The organism is Mesorhizobium sp. M7A.T.Ca.US.000.02.2.1 (genome assembly GCF_003996995.1).
Classification (GTDB): Bacteria; Pseudomonadota; Alphaproteobacteria; order Rhizobiales; family Rhizobiaceae; genus Mesorhizobium.
Genome location: NZ_RZTT01000513.1, coordinates 1 through 3,733, shown reverse-complemented (window position 1 = coordinate 3,733; position 3,733 = coordinate 1). Strand labels below are relative to the sequence as shown.

Sequence of the window (3,733 nt, the reverse complement as noted above, 5' to 3'; positions counted from 1 at the left end):
GCCGGCGAACAGCGCGATCGAGAGGCTGGAGACACCGAGCGAAATCAGCGCTCCAAGCGTGGCGAAACGAAGGAACGCGTCATGCAGCCGGATGGCTCGATTGCGCTCAAACGACCACAAGCCGTTCGCCGCGAAGGAAAAGGTGACGGCGACGAACCAGGCAGCGATGTTGGCCGGCACCGGCGGAACCCCGAGCTTGAGCAGCAGGAAAAAGCTGGCAAGGTCGATGGCCGTGTTCGCCAGTCCGACAATGGCGAAGCGGACGATCTTGCTGCCGGCCGAACGCTGGGGCCGATCGGCGTCGCTCATCTCTTGCCGTCCAAGATCTCGACGCCGGCGCGGGCCAGGCTGGCTCCGAACGCGTCCGATGCCAAGGCCGCGAATTCGACCTCGCGCACACCTTGCATCATGTCGCGCGCGCGCAGCGTCTCGTCGACATGGCCGGGATGACACATGAACAGCCCTCGCTCCGGCAACCCTTCGACGGCGGCCCGCAGAACCGCAGCGAACTTTTCGGGTTGCCGCCAGTCATAGATGCCGGCGAGCGGCTGGAAAACGGTGAAGCCCGCGCGCTGCATCGAGCGGTTGAACCCGGCGGCGAGCGTGGCAATCGCAGCGACTTTCGCTCCCGCGGCCAGCGCCGGGGCGCCGCGCAGGGTCGGCCTGTCGGCGCCTTCTGGAAAACGCATGCGCAGCCATGTGCGCACGACGGGAAGGAAATGCACATGCTGATGCCCGTCGACGAAATCGGGGCGGCGGCCAAGCGCCTCGACGAAGCGGCTGTACTGGGCGTCAAGCTCGGCATGGACATGGCGGTCGCCGATGCGGCCGCGCAGAACAGGTAAGGCCAGTGCGCGGAGCGGTGGCAGCCGGCCTTCCGGCGCCAGGGCCGACCGGCCGGTGACGGCCAACTGGTCGGTCAAGGTGAGGTGCAGCCCAACCGCGGCCCGGCCGCACAGCGGTTTTATGCGCTCTGCCTCCTTTGCCCACTCGGGAAAGCCGGTCATGCAGCTGGTGCCGGTCAGGCGCCCCCGATCGAGAAGATCGAGAATCCCGGCGGAAACGCCAGGCGCCAGGCCGTAATCGTCGGCGATCAGGCGAATGCGCCGCGTCATCTGTTCGGAGTGCCCGGCTCCGGCCGGTCGGCGGGGGCCTCGCTGCGCACGACATCGCGCACGAGATAGACCGGCCGATCCTTACTCTCGCTGAGCGTGACCCAGACATATTCGCCGATCAGCCCAAGCAGGGTCAGATTGAGGCCGCCGAGCAGAACGACGGCAACCAGCAGGCTGGGGTAGCCCGGAACGGCAATGCCGTAGAAGATCACCTCGAAGAACACCTTTGCACCATAGAGCGCGCCGGCCAACGCCGCGAGCAGCCCGCTAAGACTGATCAGGCGCAGCGGAATGACGGAGAACGAGGTGAACCCTTCGAGCGAGAAGGCGATCAGGTTGAGCCGGCTCCATTTCGATGTGCCGCTGGCGCGGCCTTCCGGCGAATAGGGCAATGCTTTCTGGCGAAAGCCCGCCCAGGCAAACAGGCCCTTGTTGAAGCGACGCTTGTCACGCAGGCTGGTCAGTGCGCGCGCCACGGCGCCGCGCATGACGCGAAAGTCGCCGGCATTTTCGGGAATGTCGAAACGTTGGCTCGAGTTGATCAGGCTGTAGAAAAGCCGTGCAAGCTGGCTGCGCCGCCAACTCGCCTCGCGGCGGTCGTTCTGGGCATAGACGACGTCGATGTCGGGATGGTTCACCAGCTCGGCGATCAGCTTCAGGCTGATGTCCAGGGAATGCTGGAGGTCGGCGTCCATGATCAGCACCATGTCGCCGCGCGACTGGTCGAGGCCGGCGAGCACAGCGACTTCCTTGCCGAAATTGCGGCTGAGGCGGACGATCTCCCACGATCCCGTCAGCGCCTGCGAAAATCGTCCGGCGCCATCGTCACGGCTGCCGTCATCGACCAGGATCTTGTGCACGGTCATGCCGAAGCGCTGTGCCACGGCCGCTTCGAGCTCGCCGAGCAGGCGCGCGAAGGCCGATGCCGAAGCCGCCTCGTTGAAGAATGGCGCAACGATATCGAGGCTCTGTCGCAACTCAGCCATTCGCGACTCCCGCATTCACCACCTTTTCCCGTGCCTTGGCCCAGAACCACCAGATCAGCGAACCGGCGATGAAAGTGACGGCCACCGGCCGGAACCAGGGGAAGAGGAAATCGTGCACATGGCGCTCGACGCCGCTCAGGCCGGTCACGAACAGCGTCATCGACAGCACCGAGGCGAGGACGCCGCCTCGTTCTTCGCGCCACAACAGGGCGATGGCAAGACCGGCTGGTACCGCGATCATGGCAAAGGTGTTGGGCTCGACGCGCGGGTTGAAGACGCACATGTAGAAGGTGGCCGTCAGGAAGATCGCCAGCGCTGCCTTTCCCCCTTCGAGCCTGCGGTCGAACCAGATGACGGCTGAAAGCGTAAGCAGGGCCATGACCATGCGCACGATCGTTGCGCCGAATTCCGGTATCGGCAGCCCTATCGTGGTGAACGGTGCCGTGAAATCGGTGGACACGAAATGGCTGGTATTGTCGACGGCCATGGAGGTCAACATCTGGGCGAAGACACGATACTGATCGTTGAGATAGCCGGCGGGAGCAAAAGCGTAAGGCAGTGCGAGCACGAACAGCACCGCCAGCACCAGCACCGGTATCAACCGAAGCCGAAGGGCTCCTACCAACAACAGCATTATGATCGCGGTCGGCTTGGCGATGATGGCAAGCGAAGCCCAGAAGAACGTCGCCGCCCGTCGCCCTTCCAGCGCCGACAATGTGAGAAGCCAGCAAGCGCCGGTCAAAAGGATCGTCGCCTGGCCGTTGCGGATCGCGCCGAGCGCCATCGGCAAAGCGAGGAAGAGGCCGAAAGAAAGCAGCCACATCAACTCGCCACCACCGAGCTTGCGCACCTGCCGCATCGCGGCATAGGTCAGCACCGCAAACCCGAGGGAGTGCCACACCACGCCGCCCAGATGCGGACCGAGCTTGACTATCGGAGTGTAGAGCGCGGCGAAGGCCGGCGCGTAGAGATACCCCATCTCGGATTGGGTGTCGTAGAGCGGCAGACCGGCCAGAAGCGCCTCGCTGCCGTCTATATAGGCCTTCCATACCGTCCGCGTGTACGGCGACCGCAGGACCATGGCAAGAACGACCAGGAACGCTCCGATCCACAGGCCAAACCCCAAACGGTCGAAAACCGGCTTGGAAATCGTCATCAAGGCACCCCACACAATCCCGGAACAAGCTCAGTCCAGCCTGTCCCGGCATTCGATGGCGGCGGCATATCACGGACGAAGCGGCGTGGCATAGGGGTCTGAAAGACTCGGACACTCGCCTGACGATCCGGACAGCTGCCGGATACCGGCATTCTCCGTCCGTCGAAAGCTCTCGTATCCAAGTTTCTCGCGTCTTTCGAATTGCTCTAAGGCCGGATGAACACCTTGCCGTTAGGCTTGGCCAGTTCCGCTGGCACCCGCGCCATTGCCTCGGCGAGCGGCACCACCGCCGTCACGTCGGTCGACCAGCGCCCATCGGAAAAACGCTTCTGCGCTTCCAGGATCGCCGGGCCGCGGCGGTCGCGGAACTGGCGCATCCACTCGCTCAGCCAAAAACCTTCGATATGCTTATGCTGGAAGATCAGTTGACCGGGCTCGCGGATAACGGTGGCTTCGGGATCGAGCCGCCCATAGAT

The 3,733-nt window shown here is 64.1% G+C and carries 4 protein-coding genes and 1 pseudogene; all 5 read right to left on the bottom strand.

Annotation, left to right across the window (positions count from 1 at the left end):
* Window positions 1–309 (bottom strand): GtrA family protein (locus EOD15_RS30540; protein WP_148129712.1); only part of this gene is annotated, 309 nt, incomplete at its 3' end.
* Window positions 306–1,115, bottom strand: coding sequence for a ChbG/HpnK family deacetylase (locus EOD15_RS30535; RefSeq protein ID WP_127409131.1), 810 nt, complete (start codon window positions 1,113–1,115; stop codon window positions 306–308). The genes EOD15_RS30535 and EOD15_RS30540, both read right to left, overlap by 4 nt.
* On the bottom strand, window positions 1,112–2,101 hold the full coding sequence (locus tag EOD15_RS30530) for a glycosyltransferase family 2 protein (RefSeq protein ID WP_127320549.1): 990 nt from the start codon (window positions 2,099–2,101) through the stop codon (window positions 1,112–1,114). Before EOD15_RS30530 ends, EOD15_RS30535 begins: the two co-directional genes overlap by 4 nt.
* Window positions 2,094–3,257, bottom strand: coding sequence for a glycosyltransferase 87 family protein (locus EOD15_RS30525; RefSeq protein ID WP_127320548.1), 1,164 nt, complete (start codon window positions 3,255–3,257; stop codon window positions 2,094–2,096). The genes EOD15_RS30530 and EOD15_RS30525 overlap by 8 nt, the downstream gene beginning before the upstream one ends.
* Window positions 3,258–3,463: 206 nt before the next feature.
* Window positions 3,464–3,733, bottom strand: a pseudogene (locus EOD15_RS30520) (NADH oxidoreductase); the annotation flags it as partial.

What these genes read in the sequence shown, in the direction of transcription:
- EOD15_RS30535 (WP_127409131.1), bottom strand. Translation starts at nt 1,115, where the DNA reads ATGACGCGGCGCATTCGCCTGATCGCCGACGATTACGGCCTGGCGCCT.
- EOD15_RS30530 (WP_127320549.1), bottom strand. Translation starts at nt 2,101, where the DNA reads ATGGCTGAGTTGCGACAGAGCCTCGATATCGTTGCGCCATTCTTCAAC.
- EOD15_RS30525 (WP_127320548.1), bottom strand. Translation starts at nt 3,257, where the DNA reads ATGACGATTTCCAAGCCGGTTTTCGACCGTTTGGGGTTTGGCCTGTGG.